The following is a 17,839-nucleotide window of genomic DNA, read 5'->3' on the forward strand; positions in this document are numbered from 1 at the left end:
TCGTTTATGAGGCTTAAAAGTCAGATTACTTCATTTAATCTTCTACTTCATTAAAATCATTTTTCTTGTTTGAATCTGGTTGTTGGTTTTGAGTGTATAGAAATAAATTCCACTAGAAAGATTTGCTGCATCAAAATCAACTTTATATGAACCGGACGACATTTCTTCATTTACTAATTCTGCAACTTCCTTTCCGAGTACATCATAAATTTTTAATGAAACATTAGTCTGTTCTGGCATTGAGAAATTTATTGTGGTGCTTGGGTTAAATGGGTTGGGAAAATTTTGGTTAAGCACAAATTTATTGGGAAGATCAGTTATTTCATCAGATACATCTGTTACTAAATTGAAATCACTTAATGGTCTTCTACTAATATAGTTGTGACTTGAGCTGTGGGTACAATATAGGTAAGTATCATCACTTTGAATATTGTAAACAATAGTGGTTTCTAAATTATCTTTCGCGGTATACCAAGTCCCACCAGCGCCACGGTAAGACAAACCGGGACCTATTGCCCCAACAAAAAGATTATCACCTAGACTATTAATACTAAGTGTGTTTTTCTCGAATAAATCTTCGTAATCAGTAAACATATTAAAATTATCTCCGTTATCTGTCGATACATAAAAACCTTTCCCGGGGTCAGTACCTACGGCCATATAAACTTCATTATCATTTAGCGCATGAACTGTTCTAAATTGCTGCTGACTGCTAATAATACTCCAAGTTTCTCCATTGTCACCTGATCTGTACAAATATCTCGATTCAAAGCTCAATGAGGCGTGTGCAAACATGTAATTGTTGTTACTTGTAAATGAGTTAAAAGTCATAAAGGTAAATTCGTCAGACCTAGTCCAGTTTTCTCCTTTATCGGTTGAACGATAAATGAACTGATCTGTACCCGCCAATAAAACATTATTACTTTCATAAATTGTATAAACTCTATGTTCAGCGTCAAGTCCATTGTTTTTTTCTTGCCATGATTGTCCATTATCGACTGAAATGAATACGCCACCATCGGTACCGATATAAATTGAATTATCGTATTCTATTAAATCATAAACTCTGGAAACTGAGTTGGGTAAATTAGGGGTTATATTCGTCCATGATTCGCCGTGGTTAGATGAAACAAGTAAATCACTAAAAACAAGGCTGGTATCTAACTCAACAAAAAGATGATTATTAGCTACATAAATCTTGTTAACATTTGCAGTAGTATCTACAGTTACTTTTTCCCATTGCGCATTAATCTGTAAAAAGGAAAGAAAAATAAAAATACAAATGTAAAAGTACTTCTTCATAGCACCCTCCTTTTGTTGTTTGTAGAAATCTACACGACATTATATCCGATTAACGAATTCATTTCAATAGCATCTTAATGCGATATGGAGTCTTTTTGTTTGGGAATTAAATTTCGCCGCGGAGTTTTTTAGTTATTACTTCAGCCTTGGAGTTGACATTTAATTTGCGGTAAACACTTCTAATGTGCTGTCGAACAGTATCAATCGAAATATGATATTTATCGGCAATCATTTTGTAGCTTAATCCTTCCACTAGGCCAACTACAATATCATATTCTCTTTCAGTAAGTTGTTTTTCTAGTTTTTGCTTTGGCTGGAAGTATTCAATTACTTTCCTTGCTATGCGCGGCGACATTGGCGATCCGCCATCTGCCAAGATTGTTAAGTACTTTTTTATTTCTTCGAGCGGAGAATTTTTTAATAGATAACCGGAGGCTCCGCCTTGCAAACATTTAAATATTTTTTCAGGGTCATCGTGCACGGTAAGCATAACGATTTCGGTTTCGGGTAATTTTTCTTTAATCGCCCTTAGAGATTCGTCACCTTGTTTACCGGGTAATCCTATATCTGATAAAATTATTTCGGGTTTGTTTTCATCGGATAGTTCCGTGAAAAAATCTTCCATAGAATTCACACTAATAGTGCATTTGAATTCCTTTTGATGACTTAAATATCTATATAGTAATTCTCTTAATTCAATATCATCTTCTATAATTGCAATGCTTTTCATATTGACCAAAATCAACTTTTCTCCTAAAAATTACAATCGCATGAAAATGCGATGCAGTCTATTTTATGAAATTGGAGGTGCTTTAACAATTACGATGAATCCATTTTCATTCTTAAATTCACAAATAGCTTTTATTTTTTTTGCACGCATTTCAATGTTTCGAAGACCTTGCCCTGTATGGTGTTCTTTTTGTTCATATCTTTTTCCATTATCGGCTATAATCATGGTTAGAAACTTATCCGTATTGGTTATTGATATATTAACTTCGGTTGCATCGGAGTGTTTCATAATATTATGTACAGATTCTTTTAAGATTAAGTACAGATTTTGCCGGGTTTCTAGATTTAGTTTTTCATCCGAATCTAAACCTGATACAGAGAAATTTACTTTTATGTTTTTCTCAGTCAAAACCGAAAATGCAATGTCTTTCATCTTGTATATTAAATTATTCAGACCATCATTTCGAGAATCAATTGCCCACACAATATCCTGCATAGTTGAAACCGCTTCACGGGCTTGTTCTGCAATGCGTTTAAGATTTTTTGATTCTTTCTCTCCGTTAATCTGCATTTCAAGCATTTGTGCACGCATCGAAACTTTAGTTAATGTTGAACCAACCTCATCATGTAAATCGCTTGCTATTTTTACGCGAAGACGTTCTAACTCTAAAATCCTATTAATCCTATACTTGTAAATTGAGAAAAGACCTAATGCTATTAAACTTCCAACAACTAAATTGAACCACCATGTAAGCCAAAACGGTGGGGAGATTGTTAAGAAAATTGAGGCTTCATTATTGCTGAAGTTTCCCGAACGGTCAACAACTTTTACTTTAAAATTATATTCTCCGGGATCAAGATTAGTGTATGTTGCAAATCGTTTATCCGGGGTTGTAATAATCCAGTTGTCGTCAAAGTTTTCCAATTTATAAGCGTATTTAAGGGAACGCTGCATATCAAAGTTTAATGCTGCAAATTCAAATTCAAAAACATTATCCAGGTAATTTAAGCTCAGTTTATCTGCAACAATTATATTTTTTTCTAGCTTTGAATCGTTTCCAATGGGAACAGGTTTATTTCCTATTGTAAAACCGGTTGTAACAATTTTATAATCAATATTTCTGTCGGAAAATTTTGCTGGATCAAAACTAATAAACCCGTTTATGCTTCCGAAAATTATCTCGCCTGCAATAGTTTTATAAGCTGCATTCTGTACAAATTCTTTATAAGCCAAGCCGTCCTGTGTTGAAAAGTTTGTAAAGATTTCTTTTACGGGATTGAATCGTGAAATACCGTTGTTTGTGCTTATCCAAAGTTCCCCGGAATTGTCTTCTTCAATTGCATAAACTGTATTATTGGGCAAACCTTCATTTGTGGTATAAAAAGTAAAGGTTTCCGTTTCATAATTAAACTTGTTTAATCCGCCGCCGTATGTTCCCAACCATAAATTGTTTTTGGAATCCTCTTTTATTGTCGTGACATAATTATGACTTAATCCGTTTTCGTTATTGTTGGAATAGTTAATAAATCTTCCTCTCTTTGTATCTATTTTATCTATTCCTTTCGAATCAGTTGCAATCCATAAATTTCCGCGGCTGTTGTTATAAATACATGTTATACCCTTTGCACTTATTTGATAACCGAGCTCGTCATTATTGTTTGTATTTGCAAAGTCATCAGTTTCTTTATTATACTTAAATAATCCCACACCATGTGTTCCCGCCCATATGTTTTTTTCTTTATCTTGGTATAAATAACTGATGCCTCTTGAATTCAGTTTGGAGTTTTGAGTATTGTAGGCTGTAGTTGTTTTAGTTTTCTTATCATATTTAAATAACCCGTTTAATACAGTACCGTACCATATATTTCCCTCGTTATCTTCCATAAGGCAGTAAACATATATCTTTTTAGAGCGATCGATTTGATGAAAGGCTTTTATTATATTTTTATTAGAATCAAGCCGGAATAAACCGCTGCCGAAAGTGCCTGCCCAAAAGTATCCTTCTTTATCCTCCAGTATTGCCATGCCCGGTGCAGTGACACCAATATGAGAGTCATTTAGAAAGTTGTAAAATCTAGATTGTGAAAGATCGATTTTATATGCGCCGTCGCTTATTGAACCTACCCAGAGTATATTTTGATCATTAGAGAAATAGAGGGTTCTTAAAATAGATTTGGCGAAAATGTTTACATTATCAATTTCGAAAGGTAAAAACTCGTCTTTTGCAGAATCATATTTTAGCAAATTACCTGAAGCCGCCGCCCAAATAGTTTTTCTTATTGTATCTGCGTAAACATAATGAACTGTGCCCGGTTTTAACTTCTCATCAACTTTTTCAAAATAGGAATAAGTTTTTACAACACCGAATTTAGGATTTAATTTTTTTATTTCGTTTGGAGTTGAAATCCATGCAGAACCATCAGAATCAATTGTTGCGCTGAATATTTGTGTTTTTTCAAAGTAATTATAAATATCCGGGAATTTGTTTTCTACATTTGAAAATTTAAACAAACCTTCATTGCTTGTTCCAACCCAAATATTTCCGTTGTGATCGCTACAAATATTAGTAACAAAATTTGTTTTTAGTCCGTTGCTGCTGTTAATATAGTTTTCAACTTTTTCTGTTTCCAAATTAAGTTTTACTATTCCGCCTTCGCGTGTGCCTATCCATAAATATTTTCCTTTGGAATAAAGAGTATAAACCAAATCCGTATTTTTGCTCACACCGGCGGAATCAAGATCGAAGAAAATAAATTTATCTTTTTCACGGTTGTATTTATATAAACCGCCGCCTTGAGTACCAACCCAAAGGTTTTTATAACCGTCTTCACAAATTGATGTAATAAGGTTGTTTTGTATTCCGTTTGTGTCATTGGGGTTGTAACTGTAGACCTTACAGCTATATCCGTCAAACCTGTTTAATCCGTCGTCTGTGCAGAACCACATAAATCCCTGATAATCCTGTACAATACTTTTAACAGATAACTGGGATAAACCCTGCGCGGTGGCTACTTGTTCATAATGAAGATCGTTGCTTTGAGCAAAACAATCGGCAAATGCAAAAAACAATATAAATGGAATTATTTTACTTATCGATTTCATTTATGAAAATAATTGAGCGTTAACTTGAGATACAAATTTATTTACGATGTCAAAACAGTTTCCTTAATATTAATTAAGATAACTCATCTTATACTAATTGCCAACTAGAGAATCAAAGAAATAGAACAAGTTGAAAGGTTCAGAGAAATGAGAGACCAAAGACTGGGGTTGAATAAAGTGGAACGATCAAGAAAGGGAAAAAACTTCCTGTAATTAACTGATCGGTATGACGTAGATAAACAGACCGGCTCACCTCTTTGTTTCAATCTGCGGTATTACCGGTCAACTATTAAATTTTTCTTAATCCTAATCTTACTCTTAATCGCTTTTCAGTTCTATGATAAAAAAAGAGTAAGATTAAGAATTATTTTTCATCCACTCGTCAAAAACTTCAGCAAATTTTCGAGGTGATTTTGGGTCTAAATTAAAATATAAAGAAGGTTCAATCAGTTCCAATTCCATCAACGCGAATTCATTTTCATCTGTTCTAACAAAATCAATACGCGCATAGAGTAAATCGGTTTTAATAGAATCCAGAATTTTCTCAGCATCTGTTTTCATTTTCGCATTCGGTTGAATTGGTTTAATAATTCCGCCATGTTCTTCCTGCACTCTAAAATCATTTTGCTTTGGTGTTTTAAGAATTGCATGACTGTATTTGCCACCAAAATAAAACAATGAATATTCGCCTTCGGTAATTATATTTTTTATGAATGGCTGCACTATAAAAGGACGAGTACCGAATTTAGAATTGAAAGTAGAGAGTTGAGATTTAAAATCATTTTTATTTATTCGGAACGTGTTATCAGCATTTGCACTAATTGTTGGCTTGATGATTAATTCACCGGTTACAAGTTTATCGAAAAAATTTGAGACTTCATCTTCATTAAATGTATCAAACCATACAGACGGAACAATTTTAATTCCTTTCTCTTCCATATCACGAAGATAAGTTTTATCCATATTCCATTTAATAATTTCAAGATTATTTTCAAGATGAGTTTGAGAATTGATTTCTTCTAATACTTGTAAAAATTCATCTGGAGAATGTTGATAATCCCACGTTGACCGGACAATTACTGCATCGTAATTTTTCCAATTTATATTTTTTGCTTTCCATGAGATGGATTCAACTTTCCAACCTAGCTCCTTAAACGGTTCGACCAGAAGTTCATCATATGTATAAAAACCTACTACTGAATCCATTGTTAGGAATACGACTTTTTTCATTATTGTAAGCCTTATTCCAAGATCTGTTTTATTTCATCAAATGATCTGACTTCATGGGTAGGTTTTATATTGAAATGATTTTCTTTTTTGGTAGGATTAAACCAGCATGTATCAACTTGGTGATTATAACCAAGCTGAATATCCGTCTCAATATTATCGCCGATGATCAATGCAGATTTGTTTTCGAAACCAATTCTAGATTTTGCATAATCGAAATATTCTTTACGAGGTTTGGCAAATCCAACTTCTTCCGAGATTATTATGTGTTCAAAATATTTACTAACACCGGAAAGCTTAATTCTAGAGAGTTGATTTCGTTTAATACCGTTGGTAACAACTGAAGGTTGATACTTATTATCAATTAAGAATTCCAAAAAATCAATTGCTCCATCCAAAAGAAAAGTTGATTCACTTAAAAAATCTATGAATCTTTCACTTAAAATATGGGGATCAACAACTTTATCCGGGAAATTGACTTCTGTAAATTCTTTGAAGCGTCCGACTTTTACATCGTCAATTTTAATCTCATCTTTCTGAAATGCAGTCCAATATTTTCTGTTTATTAAGCTATAGCTTTTATAAATATCTTCATTAAACTTACCGAAAAACTCACTGCACAAACTTTGCAGCGAGTAATATTCGGTTTTTGCATAATCAAAAAGTGTATCGTCTAAATCGAGGAGAATCCATTTATATTTTCTATTAATCATAATCAGTAAGATAAGAAACTATGATTAATTTTTTCTTCTACTTCTATTTGGTCTTTTATTTTTATCAAATCTATCCGAGCGTCTTTTGTTATCGCGTTTTCCTTTGAATGAATCTCTTCTATCACCGGATCTGCTTCCTTCGGATTTTTTACTTGCGGCAACTTCTACGTTTATCTCTCTGCCTTTGACTTTTTGCTTGCTGAATCCTTTTAGAATTTCATTTTCGTAATTTCCATCCGCTTCAAAAAATGAAAAATTCTTAAGTATTTCTATCGAACCAATGTCTATTGATTTAACTCCGGAATAATCTTTTATCATACCGATAATAGATGTTGGTTTAATATCATCACGAGATCCGACATTAATAAAAAAGCGAGTATAATTGTTTGCTTTATTTATAGTATCTTTTTCACGTCTACCTTTTTCATTAGGAGAACTGAGCTCAGGTAAATTTTTATAGTAATCTAAAAATCTGTTGAATTCAATTGAAACAAATCTTTGTATCAACTCTGTCCGATCCATCCATTCCAATTTCTTGTAAATGGAAGGAAGAAACCCTTCAACGTTTGTGTGATCCACTTCAACTTTTTCTACTCTATCGATTAAGTGAAATAATTGTTTCTCGCAAATTTCTTTTCCCGAAGGGATCTGAAGTGTTTGAAATTTCTTATTCAACTTTTCTTCTATCAATCTGATTTTGTGTTTCTCTTTTAGGTTTGCTATAATTATTGAAGTACCACTCTTCCCTGCTCTACCCGTTCTTCCGCTTCGATGTGTATAAATTTCTAATTCATCAGGTAAATTATAATTAATTATGTGTGTTAGATTATCGACATCTAAACCGCGTGCAGCAACATCAGTAGCAACAAGCAGAGTTGTGTGTTTAATTCTAAACTTGCTCATAACAACTTCACGCTGCTGTTGTGAAAGATCACCGTGAAGTGCTTCTGCGTTATATCCGTCTTGAATTAATTTTTCCGCTACTTCTTTCGTTTCTTGTCTGGTTCTACAAAAAACTATTCCATAAATATCCGGATGGTAATCAACTATTCTTTTCAAAGCTAAATATCTATCTCTGGCTTGAACGAAATAACTAATATGCTGAACATTTTCCGCACCGGTATTTTTCTTACCAATTGTTATCTCAATTGGTTTGTTCATGTACTTATTGGCAATTTTTAGTAATTGATCCGGCATAGTTGCCGAGAACATATATGTATTGCGCTGTTTTGGAGTTGCTTCAAGAATTGCTTCAAGATCTTCTTTGAATCCCATATTCAACATTTCATCAGCTTCATCGAGAACAACAGCTTTAACATCGGTAAGATTGATCACATTTCTTCTGATTAAATCATATAATCTACCGGGAGTCGCAGATACAATCTGTGCTCCGCGTTTGAGTTTATCAATTTGTCTTTCCATACTAGAACCGCCAAAGACTGCGGCTATACTTATTTTATTATTATTAACCGAGTAATCACTCAAATCGTCGGCGATTTGTAAACATAGTTCTCTGGTTGGACTAATTATCAAATACTGAACATTTCTTTTTCGTGTATCTGTTTTATGAATTATCGGTAATCCAAAAGCGGCAGTTTTACCCGTGCCGGTTTGGGCTAATGCGATGATATCTTTGGGTTTTTCATTCAGCATAACCGGAATTACTTCTGTTTGAATCGGCATTGGATTAACAAAACCTAATTCTTCAACGGCATTAACTAATGTTGAATCAATACCGAGATCTTTAAATGAAACCATTTTCTTCCTTCTCAATAAATTTTTTGAATTGAATGCATACAAAATTTTTCGGGTGATTTTAATTTAGTAAGATTCAACAGGCTGGGATAAATCGGCGAAATCAGGCAAGTCTAACATTTACTAACGACACAACTAAAAGTTAAAAAATCATCCGGCACATATTAGCATTTTTTAACGCTTCAAAGATACATAAAATAAATTGATTAATAGCATTAATTATTTTGGTTTATATAAGCGCTTCAACAAGATTATTTGACCGGTATGATAAACGTTATGCATCATGGCACCCATAAGCAGATCAGCGAATGTCCATTTGCTGCTTTTGGGAACACGAGTATCTAATTTTTTAGAATCAAATTTTTGAATTGCCTCGATTAGTAAATTATGTTCTGAAGTTAACAGTTTTTTATCTTCGACCCATTCATTTTCACCGGCATTTGTTTTTATATTCGGCCAATTCGAGGGACTTCTTGGAAATTTTCCAGATTCTCCTTCGATTAATTTGTTTCGAATAGCATAATTCCAATAAGCAATATGCAAGGCTAACTCCCATATTGAATGACGTTTCTTATCAGGTTTCCAAAGCGCCTGTTTTGAATTAACACCTTTGAGACTTCCGACTGCAGTCGGACCGCCATACCACAATCCCTTGCCGGAAGGAGGATTAAGTGTTTGCAGAATATATTCAATTCTCGAATCTTTCATTTTTGGTTCCGTTACGTTAATTAGCAGCTTCGTAGGGTAGATTTCCGTAACCGAGTTCTCTTAAAAAATTATCGATTTCGGAATATGCTTCATTCTTAATTTTTTGATCCGGATTAGGCCAGCCTCTATCCGATTGTGTTGACGGTGTAAACATATGTCCGACTCCATCATAAATAAAAAGTTTACAAACATTTCCGGATTCAACCATTTTTTGAGTAAACAACTCAATCCCACTTAAAGGAGTAACTGTATCATTTCTTCCATGAACAATTATAGTAGGCGGCAAATTCGGTTTTACATGATGAGCAGGTGAAATGTCTCGTGGTTCCGCTTTGTTTAACAACAATTGTTTTATCCAACTATCATTTGTTAATTCTAATGCAGGTGAGACCAACAAAATAGCGTTTGGTATAGAGCGGATTTCATTTGAATCGTTATTAAAAATTGCGGTTGAGGCAGCGAGATGACCTCCGGCAGACCAACCGTAAACAGCAACTTTGGATGTATCAAGCATTAATTTGTCAGCTATTGTCCTTATCCAATGAACCGCGTCTTTTGCATCTTCCATTGCTTCTAAAGGAGTTATATTTTCTTTATTCGATAATCGATATTGAACGGCGACAGAAATCATTCCTTGTTGAACAAAGTGATGAGTCCTACTAAAAGCCCACTTAGCCGATCCTTCCGACCAACCTCCGCCATGAAATACTAACACTGCAGAAAATTTTTTATTTATTGGTTCGATTTCGGGTATAAATACATAAGCTTTAAGTTGCGTTGTATCTATTGATTTATATACATACTCAACCGGAGTTAGTACGTTAATATCTGTTTGTGAAATACAATTTAAAAACAGCAGACTAAACAGAAGAAAAAGTTGAAATATTTTTTTCATTTTTGCTTATCCTAATGTTCAAAAAAGTAATATCGTGCAAACATTTTTGAAGTATCGCTTACACAGTTTTGCCATTTGGAGATATCAAAATCGTAAGGAATAAAATTGTGACTAACCATATCAGGATTATTTTCCGTAAGTTTTATTACAAGATCAGCTTTATCTTCAATTAACAATGCGCCGCATTCATATTGAAAAAATTTATACCAAAGAGTATCAACCTTGATATCATCTCTTATCAAACTGATGGATAGTGAATCAAGTTTACGATGAATTTTAGAAACACGATTTGGTGTTTCGTCATACTGAACTGTCCAACTTCTGTCTTCGTTAAAGTAGTTTGGATCTATTCTGTAATAATATCCATTATTTTTCGGTTCAATAGGAAATTCATCAATGTAAAAGTATTCATATGGATATTTGTGTCTCTCTAATCCAACAGGTTCAAATAAACGCAGAGTGTCTTCTACACTTACCAAAAGGATTTTAGTATTATATCCTTTAGTGCAGAACTCTAAATAATATTCTTGTTCGTAAACATCAAAGATAGAAAATCGTCCCGCGTCATCAGTTAAAGCTGAGTCTAAGAAATCTGATTCAGCCATAATTTCTTTTACGTAAATTTTTACATTGGATAAACTTTCACCTGAAGTTTTATCAATAACTGTTCCGGTTATGACACCGGATTTGGTCGGATCAGAATCTCCAACATATTCACTCGGATTCTCTCCACAACTCGTGAATGTAAAAAGAATTGTTACCACAAATAGAAAATAAATTGTTTTGCTCATTTTATTGTTATTATTTATTGGACTTCATCTTTTTTACCGAAAGCTTTATCAGTTTTTTTAAAACTGTCATATCAACATCTTCTAATTTATTAATATACAAACAAGAAACACCTGTTTTAAATTTACCCAATTTGGAAAGCAATTCTTCATACTCCTTGAATCCTGACATGATATAAAGAGATAAACTTGCTTTCCGGGGTGAGAATCCCGTAACAAACCAATCACCCTCTCTTCCGCTAGAATATTTGTAATGATAATTGCCAAAACCGACAATACTTGTTCCCCATATTTTAGGTTCTTCTTTCGTTATCTTTTTCATCAAATCTAAAACCACAAAAGAATCTTCTCGCCGCTTGGGATTCTCTATTGTATTTATGAAGGCTTCGACACTTTGATTATTCTTTCTTGTTTTAATAACAACTTTTGCCATCTTAGTTATCCTTCGTTTTCTGCAAATTTTTTAAATGCTTCAAGATATTTTCTTGATTGTTTCTTAAAAGCACTGGACATTAGGTTCATAATTTTCATGAACCCTCTGAAATAAAATTCATTATCACTTTCGTATAGCGTATTATTTTCATCTATTTTTTTAAAACGCGTAGTTTGCTTGTTAACAACTCCTTTCGCTTCAAAAGTAGCCGTAAACTCTTCAGGTAAGTTACTTATATGCAAAGTTTCTATCATCTCAATCTCTTTTCCGTTCATATCAAAAAACAACTTAGTTTTTGAACCTGGCTTTCCCTTTTCACCTGCAATTAGTTCTAACTTCTTTAAACCCGGCATCCATTTAAAGAGATTTTCTTGTGTTATAAACAGTTTTACAACTTCATCTATTGGTTTCTGGATATTTACTTCTAGTTGATATTTCATTAATACCCCCAAGTTTATAGTTAAGACAACTTAATTGATTGAGTGATTTTTTACAAATCTTTTACACATCATAGTAAAGGGCTGTTAGATTTTATAAATATAATAAGCTATTTTGTCTTTTAATAATGTTAAATAGTTATTTCGCTGAAAAGGAAAGTTATGACGATTATTAAACCGCAGCAAAATGAATCAACCGAAACTGAATCAAAAGCTGAAGTGCTCGCGTTACTGGAAGAAAATGTTAAAGTATGGATGGAAACTCATCTAAAGAAGAGAAAGCTTTGGTTCTCAAGTGATTATCTTCCGGCCGATGAAAAAAATTCTGAAGATGATGAAAAAGCATTACTAAAACTTCGGGAAAGAGTTAGAGGAATTAAAGACTCTGCCCGTGTCGCTTTAGGATTGAATTTAATTACTGAAGAAGGTCTTCCGCATTTTCACAGATTACTTTCTAAATACCTTGGTGATGATAGTTTTTGGTCTAAGTGGAATAATATGTGGACTGCTGAAGAGGACAGACATGGCGGTGTGTTGAGAGATTATGCACGCGACAGCAGGTTATTCAATTTTTCAAAACTTGAGCAGATGCAATATGTTTATCAAGAAAAGGGATTTGAACCTGATTGGGACAAAGATCCGTATCGTGTTTTTGTATATACTACTTTACAAGAAAGAGCTACCCAAATTTCACACAAAAATACCGGCGAGCATGTTGGTGAACAAGAACCGTTAATCAACGGGATACTCAATAGTATTGCTGCAGACGAAGCAAAACATTATACATTTTACCGAAACGTATTTAAGTCAATTCTAGAAATTGATCCTAACAGAGCATTAGAATCCGCAGCGAATATTTTACCCGCAATTGATATGCCCGGAATTTCAATGCCTAATTTCAGAGAAATGGCTGACGTAATTAGAAGAGCCGGAATTTATGGCCCTCGCGATTATAAAAAAATTGTAGAAGAAGCTATTGCATTCTGGAATATCGAAGTTCTGGAAGGATTAAATGATCTAGGCCGAAAAGCACAAGATAAAATAATGATGATTCCTAAAAGATTAGAAAAAGTTGCCGAGTATATTGAGAAACGAACAGAGAAAAAATCTTTCTCATTTGATTTAGTTTACGATCGTATTTTTGTGATGGAATAAAATCCGTCTAGTAAAGAATTCCTTCATTATCCTTATAAAGTTGAAGAACTTCTCGAGATTTTTCATTATGTATATTTGGTTCTACAGTTATTCCGCGTTGTTTAAATTCTTCAATCCAATTCGGATGGAGCGGACCTTCGTCAAATCCAACTATTTTTTCCACATCATCTTTGTTAGCACCGTAAGCTAATTTAGTAACACCTGACCAAAGCACCGCGCCATTGCACATAACACAAGGCTGTGCACTCGAAATCAATTCATACTCCGTGTCATCTAATCTGAATCTTTTTAATTTTTCTTCAGCATTAATTATCGCAACAACCTCGGCATGAGCAACTGAACAATTATTTTCAACAACAACATTTAGACCAACAGAAACAAGTTCATTAGTTTTCTGATTAAATATAGCTGCAGCAAATGGGCCGCCGGTTTTCATTGTTATATTCTTAATCGCTAAATCAAGAACAAAATTCATTTTATCATCTATTGAATTAAGAACAACATTTTTATCAATTTCATTTACCCAATTTGGAAGTGCTATAGTTTTTGATGTAGTCATTTACCTGCCTGTAAAATTTTTTATTCATTAAAAATTGATTGTATTTACAAATGTTCAAAAAAATGCGATAAATTTCTAATTATTGTTTACGTTTGCTAGATCATCTAGAATGTTTCTTTTATCATAAATTAAATTTGATTGAAGACATGACTGAAAGAACCATCAAATCTGTAACTGACTCTTTAGAAGCTGATAATAGAATGCTTCCCTATCTCCCTTATCTATTGCAAGATTTGTGGAGTATGGGTTGTTCGTTAGATCAAATTATATCTGTTGTCGGAACTTTGATGTTCCCTTCCGAAAATGTTAATGCACTTGATCTTGGTTGTGGTAAGGGAGCAGTTGCAATTAATATTGCATTTAAATATGGTTTTAATGTTACAGGTATAGATGCAATGCAAGAATTTCTTGATGAGGCTAATTTAAAAGCGTCCGAGTACAACGTATCTCATCTCTGCTCATTCATTAACGAAGACATTTATGATTTTATTAAAGTTAATCGAGACTATGATTTGGTAGTATTTGCCTCACTCGGTGGAATATTGGGAAGCACAACAGAAACAGTCGGGAAATTGAGAACACAAGTTAAACCCGGCGGATATATTATAGTTGACGACGCTTACTTAAAATCCGAATCAATTCCAAAAAGAAAAGGTTACGAATATTGTCTTTCTTATAGTGAAACTAAAAATGCATTAACTGCTTTTGGAGATGTAATAGTTCAACAAATCAACACGACCGGAGTGAACGAAAAGATCAATCAAGAGTACTTAACATTAATAAAAAATCATGCTACTGAATTAATAACAATGAATCCGGAATTAGAAAAATTTGTTACTGCTTATGTTGATAATCAAGCCGTGGAATGTAGTTTTATTAATAACTATTTAGAGGGTGCGTTATGGATAGTACAGAAAAGGGAAATCCATTATCTTAATAAAATCATTTTTTTTGTGATTGTTCTATTTCTCGTAGAAAGTTTATAAAAATAAACACCGCTGCTTAAACTGCTTGCATTAAATTTCATTGAATGCTTACCGGTAGCATATTTTTCATCCAACAACACTTTAACTAATTCCCCATTCGAATCAAAAATCTCTAATTTTACAGCACTCATTTGATCAAGGTGAAATTCAATTAGTGTCTCCGGGTTGAATGGATTCGGATAATTCTGAAATAGGTTTACCTCAGTGGGGATAGCATCATTACCTACTCCCACAGTTACTAATGAGACTGAAACTTTTGCACTATTGTTAGAAATATTTCCGGAGGCATCAACTGCATAAACTGCATAATAAAGATAATCAGTTTCCCCAACAGGGATTGAACTATCAATATATACTGAATCATCAACCTCAGAATAAATATTCAGCGTGTCAATTATAAAATTTTCCGAGAATGATCTATAAATGTAATAGTTTGTTACATCTGATGAATTACTATGCTTCCAATTTAACTCTATGTTATTTGAAAAGAGTATTCCATTCAATGAAGAGGGCGGTTCGGGACTAATATTATCCACTGAGTAACCGGATGCAACATTTGATGAGTAATACTTTGCATTTTGAGTTACCGCATCAATTTGAAAGTACACTAAATTCTTTCCACTTTTATTTGAATCGGCAATGGTACTTAATTCAACGACATATGTATCCTGTCCCGACGGTTTGATTCGCTCGGTCATTACTTTTTTATTTTGAATTATTTTGTAAACATTATAATCTGTTATTACTTCAGAATTATTTAGACCATCCAAATCGCTTCTTTCAAATTCAAGAAGAACATAACCGCCATTATCATAAGGGCGGTCGATTACAGATATAATTGTAGGCGGAAAATTATTTGCAACAATACCATCGCTCCATGTTAGACCGCCGTCTGTCGTTTTAATAATATTATCCTCGCTATCGATTGCCCATCCATAAGAAGAGTCAATAAAATGAATAGATTGAACTTCAATTCCTTTGTAATATTTAGTTGAAAAGGATGAGCCTCCATTATTACTGTACATGATGCCCTTTTCGCCACACAATAAAATTTTATCTTTGTTTATTACAAAGTAACCGTGAATGTTTCTTAAACTTGCTGCGGGAATTTTATTCCACGAATTGCCTCCATCTGTTGTTTTATAAGAGTATTGGCGACCAACGGCATACCCAATTAAGGAATCAACAAAAGTGACTCCAGCATTATTCCCATAACAAACACCACCTAAATCACTAATAAATGTCCAGTCACTACTTGCTCCATTTTGTTTATATTTATAAACCGAGCCATCTTCCTTTACTAACCATCCCTTATTTGCTTGGATAAAACTAGTTCCCAATACATCTAACCAATTATGATCCATTGTAGTTTCAGTCCAATTTTCTCCACTATCTGTTGTAATGAAAACTCCGCGATCGGCAGATATTATACCATAATTACTGTTTTTAAATTGAATTCCTTTAACATAAACCGAAGACTCAACCAAAGGCTTAGTTTCCCAGCTAGCACCTCCATCTTCAGAGAAACGTATTCCATTATTTTGATAACCAACAAATAACTCTTGAGCAGATAACATGGAGAGACCTTTCATATTAGTCCCCTCAAGAATGGCATCCCATGTATCACCACCGTCTTCAGTTATTGAAAGTACATATTTATTTATTAATTGATTGCGAAATATTTTCATTCCGTTGAGTTCATCATAAAAATAAATTTCACCATAGGATTGTGCAAATAGCGAATTGGAGAGTAATAACGCAATTAGTACTCTAATTAAATACATGGAACTACTTTCTTTCAATTGATTAATAGTATTCTTAGAACTAAAAATAGGCTCAACATCTTATTTAATCAAGAATATTATTTATTGGTTACAAATTTGGAATGAACTCAAAACGTATGTGTTTTTAAAATAAAAAACCCGTCAGTAAATGACGGGTTTCTAAAGAAAAGTTTTACAAGAACTTAAGCTTTTGTTACATCTTGAGCTTGCAAACCTTTTTGGCCTTGTGCAACTGTAAATTCAACTTTTTGACCTTCGTCTAAAGATTTGTATCCATCACCTTGAATTGATTGAAAATGTACAAATACATCTTCACCATTTTCACGAGTAATGAAACCGTAACCTTTAGAGTTGTTGAACCATTTTACAGTTCCTTTTTCGCGCTCTGCCATTTAACATCCCGCTGTTTTGTTAAAAATAAATTATTTATTACTTCGAACAGAGCGCCTACAACTAAAAATCTCACTACAAATTTTTACATCTGTATTGCTCAAGTTCTACTTAAAAGAAACCTTTCAGTTTCTTCGCTCCGCGTGTAAGATTCGAACTTACAACCCTTCGGTTAACAGCCGAATGCTCTACCATTGAGCTAACGCGGAATAAATTGAGCACTAAAAATATGGTTAAATTCATTTTTTGTCAAGAATTTATTGCAATCAATCTTAAACCTTTTCATATCTTGAAATACATTCCAATTATTGAGAAAATTTTCCTTAATTCTGATTTTGTTAATTTACACGTAGAATTAAAAGTTTGTTTTAAGAATATAAGCCTAGAATATTTTTCTTAATTCCTTTGCTAGTTAGGCACATTAATTGTAGATAGGTCAAATTAAACATTGAGGTAAAAATGGAAATTACACATATAGAGCATATCGGTATTGCTGTTAAAAATATGGATGAAGCTATAAAATATTATGAAAATGTACTTGGATTAAAATGTTATGCTATTGAAGAAGTAACCGATCAAAAAGTAAAAACAGCTTTTTTTATGGTGGGACAAACAAAGATCGAATTACTTGAATCAACTGATCCTGAGGGACCAATAGGAAAATTTATTGATAGACGTGGAGAAGGTATTCATCATATCGCATTTAATGTACCTGGTTTGGAAAATGCACTTTCTGAAATAAATGAACAGGGAATTCAGCTAATTGACAAACAACCACGTAAAGGTGCGGAAGAAATGAACATAGCATTTCTTCACCCAAAATCTACCTTTGGAGTTTTGACAGAATTCTGTGAAAAAGCAGAAAATTAAAAGAG

The 17,839-nt window shown here is 33.3% G+C and carries 17 protein-coding genes and 1 tRNA gene; 3 read left to right on the top strand and 15 right to left on the bottom strand.

Going from position 1 to position 17,839, the window contains the following annotated elements:
• Nucleotides 1–42: 42 nt before the first annotated feature.
• The 11 genes from QY331_12595 to QY331_12645 all read right to left on the bottom strand — a co-directional run bounded on the left by QY331_12595 (nucleotide 43) and on the right by QY331_12645 (nucleotide 12,093).
• Nucleotides 43–1,302 carry a T9SS type A sorting domain-containing protein gene (locus QY331_12595; GenBank protein ID WKZ68790.1) on the bottom strand — a complete coding sequence of 420 codons (1,260 nt, stop codon included), beginning with the start codon at nucleotides 1,300–1,302 and terminating at the stop codon, nucleotides 43–45.
• Between the two features lie 106 nt (nucleotides 1,303–1,408).
• On the bottom strand, nucleotides 1,409–2,032 hold the full coding sequence (locus QY331_12600; protein WKZ68791.1) for a response regulator transcription factor: 624 nt from the start codon (nucleotides 2,030–2,032) through the stop codon (nucleotides 1,409–1,411).
• Nucleotides 2,033–2,095: 63 nt separating this feature from the next.
• Nucleotides 2,096–5,134, bottom strand: coding sequence for a two-component regulator propeller domain-containing protein (locus QY331_12605; GenBank protein ID WKZ68792.1), 3,039 nt, complete (start codon nucleotides 5,132–5,134; stop codon nucleotides 2,096–2,098).
• Between the two features lie 357 nt (nucleotides 5,135–5,491).
• Nucleotides 5,492–6,364 (bottom strand): hypothetical protein, encoded by an 873-nt coding sequence (locus tag QY331_12610; GenBank protein WKZ68793.1) that lies wholly within the window; start codon nucleotides 6,362–6,364, stop codon nucleotides 5,492–5,494.
• A gap of 11 nt (nucleotides 6,365–6,375) precedes the next feature.
• Nucleotides 6,376–7,074 carry a YjjG family noncanonical pyrimidine nucleotidase gene (locus tag QY331_12615; protein ID WKZ68794.1) on the bottom strand — a complete coding sequence of 233 codons (699 nt, stop codon included), beginning with the start codon at nucleotides 7,072–7,074 and terminating at the stop codon, nucleotides 6,376–6,378.
• A 24-nt stretch (nucleotides 7,075–7,098) separates the two neighbouring features.
• On the bottom strand, nucleotides 7,099–8,832 hold the full coding sequence (locus tag QY331_12620) for a DEAD/DEAH box helicase (protein ID WKZ68795.1): 1,734 nt from the start codon (nucleotides 8,830–8,832) through the stop codon (nucleotides 7,099–7,101).
• 216 nt (nucleotides 8,833–9,048) lie between these two features.
• Entirely contained in the window at nucleotides 9,049–9,537 is a 489-nt protein-coding gene (locus QY331_12625) for a DinB family protein (GenBank protein WKZ68796.1), read from the bottom strand.
• Between the two features lie 16 nt (nucleotides 9,538–9,553).
• Complete coding sequence (locus QY331_12630) at nucleotides 9,554–10,432, bottom strand: alpha/beta hydrolase (GenBank protein WKZ68797.1); 879 nt, start codon at nucleotides 10,430–10,432, stop codon at nucleotides 9,554–9,556.
• Nucleotides 10,433–10,443: 11 nt separating this feature from the next.
• Entirely contained in the window at nucleotides 10,444–11,223 is a 780-nt protein-coding gene (locus tag QY331_12635) for a carboxypeptidase-like regulatory domain-containing protein (GenBank protein WKZ68798.1), read from the bottom strand.
• Between the two features lie 10 nt (nucleotides 11,224–11,233).
• Entirely contained in the window at nucleotides 11,234–11,653 is a 420-nt protein-coding gene (locus tag QY331_12640) for a DUF1801 domain-containing protein (GenBank protein WKZ68799.1), read from the bottom strand.
• Between the two features lie 5 nt (nucleotides 11,654–11,658).
• The gene (locus QY331_12645) at nucleotides 11,659–12,093 is read right to left on the bottom strand and encodes an SRPBCC family protein (GenBank protein WKZ68800.1); all 435 of its coding nucleotides are present in this window, start codon (nucleotides 12,091–12,093) and stop codon (nucleotides 11,659–11,661) included.
• Nucleotides 12,094–12,252: 159 nt separating this feature from the next.
• Between QY331_12645 and QY331_12650 the strand changes: the two genes are divergently transcribed.
• A complete protein-coding gene (locus tag QY331_12650) occupies nucleotides 12,253–13,245 on the top strand; it encodes an acyl-ACP desaturase (protein WKZ68801.1) in 993 nt (330 codons plus the stop codon).
• 7 nt (nucleotides 13,246–13,252) lie between these two features.
• On the opposite strand, the gene QY331_12655 is transcribed toward QY331_12650, so the two are convergent.
• Entirely contained in the window at nucleotides 13,253–13,804 is a 552-nt protein-coding gene (locus QY331_12655) for a nucleoside deaminase (protein ID WKZ68802.1), read from the bottom strand.
• A 146-nt stretch (nucleotides 13,805–13,950) separates the two neighbouring features.
• On the opposite strand from QY331_12655, the gene QY331_12660 reads away from it, so the two are divergent.
• Nucleotides 13,951–14,790, top strand: coding sequence for a class I SAM-dependent methyltransferase (locus QY331_12660; GenBank protein ID WKZ68803.1), 840 nt, complete (start codon nucleotides 13,951–13,953; stop codon nucleotides 14,788–14,790).
• Here QY331_12660 and QY331_12665 read toward each other — a convergent pair.
• The 3 genes from QY331_12665 to QY331_12675 all read right to left on the bottom strand — a co-directional run bounded on the left by QY331_12665 (nucleotide 14,733) and on the right by QY331_12675 (nucleotide 17,173).
• Nucleotides 14,733–16,574 (bottom strand): T9SS type A sorting domain-containing protein, encoded by a 1,842-nt coding sequence (locus QY331_12665; protein ID WKZ68804.1) that lies wholly within the window; start codon nucleotides 16,572–16,574, stop codon nucleotides 14,733–14,735. The two genes, QY331_12660 and QY331_12665, sit on opposite strands and share 58 nt — an antisense overlap.
• A 182-nt stretch (nucleotides 16,575–16,756) precedes the next feature.
• Entirely contained in the window at nucleotides 16,757–16,966 is a 210-nt protein-coding gene (locus tag QY331_12670) for a cold-shock protein (GenBank protein ID WKZ68805.1), read from the bottom strand.
• A 135-nt stretch (nucleotides 16,967–17,101) separates the two neighbouring features.
• Nucleotides 17,102–17,173 (bottom strand) — tRNA-Asn (locus QY331_12675).
• A gap of 250 nt (nucleotides 17,174–17,423) precedes the next feature.
• Between QY331_12675 and mce the strand changes: the two genes are divergently transcribed.
• A complete protein-coding gene (gene mce / locus QY331_12680; GenBank protein WKZ68806.1) occupies nucleotides 17,424–17,834 on the top strand; it encodes a methylmalonyl-CoA epimerase in 411 nt (136 codons plus the stop codon).
• Nucleotides 17,835–17,839 lie beyond the last annotated feature (5 nt).

Source organism: Melioribacteraceae bacterium, from assembly GCA_030584085.1.
In the GTDB taxonomy this organism is placed as follows: Bacteria; Bacteroidota; Ignavibacteria; order Ignavibacteriales; family Melioribacteraceae; genus SURF-28.

Coding starts and splice junctions, on each gene's coding strand:
- mce (WKZ68806.1), top strand. CDS start 17,424: ATGGAAATTACACATATAGAGCATATCGGTATTGCTGTTAAAAATATG.
- QY331_12660 (WKZ68803.1), top strand. CDS start 13,951: ATGACTGAAAGAACCATCAAATCTGTAACTGACTCTTTAGAAGCTGAT.
- QY331_12665 (WKZ68804.1), bottom strand. CDS start 16,574: ATGTATTTAATTAGAGTACTAATTGCGTTATTACTCTCCAATTCGCTA.
- QY331_12625 (WKZ68796.1), bottom strand. CDS start 9,537: ATGAAAGATTCGAGAATTGAATATATTCTGCAAACACTTAATCCTCCT.
- QY331_12635 (WKZ68798.1), bottom strand. CDS start 11,223: ATGAGCAAAACAATTTATTTTCTATTTGTGGTAACAATTCTTTTTACA.
- QY331_12605 (WKZ68792.1), bottom strand. CDS start 5,134: ATGAAATCGATAAGTAAAATAATTCCATTTATATTGTTTTTTGCATTT.
- QY331_12620 (WKZ68795.1), bottom strand. CDS start 8,832: ATGGTTTCATTTAAAGATCTCGGTATTGATTCAACATTAGTTAATGCC.
- QY331_12640 (WKZ68799.1), bottom strand. CDS start 11,653: ATGGCAAAAGTTGTTATTAAAACAAGAAAGAATAATCAAAGTGTCGAA.
- QY331_12610 (WKZ68793.1), bottom strand. CDS start 6,364: ATGAAAAAAGTCGTATTCCTAACAATGGATTCAGTAGTAGGTTTTTAT.
- QY331_12630 (WKZ68797.1), bottom strand. CDS start 10,432: ATGAAAAAAATATTTCAACTTTTTCTTCTGTTTAGTCTGCTGTTTTTA.
- QY331_12650 (WKZ68801.1), top strand. CDS start 12,253: ATGACGATTATTAAACCGCAGCAAAATGAATCAACCGAAACTGAATCA.
- QY331_12645 (WKZ68800.1), bottom strand. CDS start 12,093: ATGAAATATCAACTAGAAGTAAATATCCAGAAACCAATAGATGAAGTT.
- QY331_12595 (WKZ68790.1), bottom strand. CDS start 1,302: ATGAAGAAGTACTTTTACATTTGTATTTTTATTTTTCTTTCCTTTTTA.
- QY331_12615 (WKZ68794.1), bottom strand. CDS start 7,074: ATGATTAATAGAAAATATAAATGGATTCTCCTCGATTTAGACGATACA.
- QY331_12655 (WKZ68802.1), bottom strand. CDS start 13,804: ATGACTACATCAAAAACTATAGCACTTCCAAATTGGGTAAATGAAATT.
- QY331_12600 (WKZ68791.1), bottom strand. CDS start 2,032: ATGAAAAGCATTGCAATTATAGAAGATGATATTGAATTAAGAGAATTA.
- QY331_12670 (WKZ68805.1), bottom strand. CDS start 16,966: ATGGCAGAGCGCGAAAAAGGAACTGTAAAATGGTTCAACAACTCTAAA.